Here is a 1,171-nt window from a genome sequence, read left to right on the forward strand (position 1 = left end):
GGCCCGGCTCACCGCGGCGTTCCGGCAGGGGACCCGCCCTGCGCGCGCCGCCCGTCCCGGGCGCCGGATGATCCTGGTCGGCGCCGCCACCGCGGGGGCCCTCGCCGTGACCGCCGGGATCGTCGCGACCCTGCCCGAGGACAGTACCCGCGCCTCCGCGGGGAAGGGCCCCCAGGTACTGTCGGCAGACGCCTCCGCCGACGCCCTCGAACTGGCCGCCGCGACCGTCGAGAAGCACGACGGCACCGAACCCGGCCCGAAGCAGTGGGTGTACGAGAAGAGCACCGTCTTCCACCAGGGAAAGCCGCAGAGCAGCGAGGAGTGGACCCGCTGGGACGGCACCGGACACGCCAATCTGCCCGGCATCCCCCCGGCCGGTGACATCTCGGACTTCGACCCGGACGAGCTCCAGGTCTGGTACGGCCCCGACCAGGAGGAGAAGCGGCAGAAGGAGGGCTACGACGACCGCTCCCAGCGGCAGTTCTACCGCTTCCTCGCCACCCTGCCGAGCGACCCCGACCGCATGATGAAGCGCATCCGCGAGGAGCACGCCATCGGCTCCGTCGAGGGGGAGACGCGCGCACAGCGCGACTGGCGGGAGATCGACGTCCTGTACCGGTCGGTGCTGATCCCGCCGAACGTCCAGGCGGGCCTGTTCCGGGCTCTCGCGAAGATCCCCGGTACCCGGGTGACGACCGGCGTGAAGGACCCGCTCGGCCGCGCGGCGATCGGCGTAAGCGTGACCTACGCCGAGAGGACGCCCTCGGGCTGGCAGGGCAAGCAGGAGATCTTCTTCGATCCCGAGAGCTACGCCTACCTGGGGGAGACCCGGGACGACGGGGAGATGGTCAGCGCCCGCGCCGCCTGGGGCGTCGTCAACAAGCCCGGCGCCCGCCCCTGAGCACCCGCGAGGGGGCGCCCGGCGCCGCACCGGGCGCCCCCTCGTCGTACCGGCTGCTCTCCGGGCCGTCGCGTCCGCGACCTGGGCCTTCAGCATCCTCTGCTGCCGGAGCCGGAGCCGGAGCCGGAGCCGGAGCCGGAGCCGGAGCCGGTGGCGGGCCGGCCGCGGGTGCCGGACCGGCAGGCGCTGCGCAGGATCCCGGCCGTGCTGCATACGGGCATCCAGTGGAAGTACCTGCCCGGCTCGCAGGCGGGGACGCCCCGCCGGGGG

The 1,171-nt window shown here is 74.2% G+C and carries 1 protein-coding gene and 1 pseudogene; both read left to right on the plus strand.

Annotated features, from left to right (window positions below; translation table 11 throughout):
• Positions 1-901: CU044_5270 family protein (locus B7767_RS22685; RefSeq protein ID WP_085573812.1), on the plus strand; the 901-nt coding region annotated here is incomplete at its 5' end.
• A gap of 129 nt (positions 902-1,030) precedes the next feature.
• A pseudogene (locus B7767_RS48245) lies at positions 1,031-1,171 on the plus strand (transposase); the annotation flags it as partial.

Source organism: Streptomyces sp. 13-12-16, from assembly GCF_002114215.1.
Classification (GTDB): domain Bacteria; phylum Actinomycetota; class Actinomycetes; order Streptomycetales; family Streptomycetaceae; genus Streptomyces.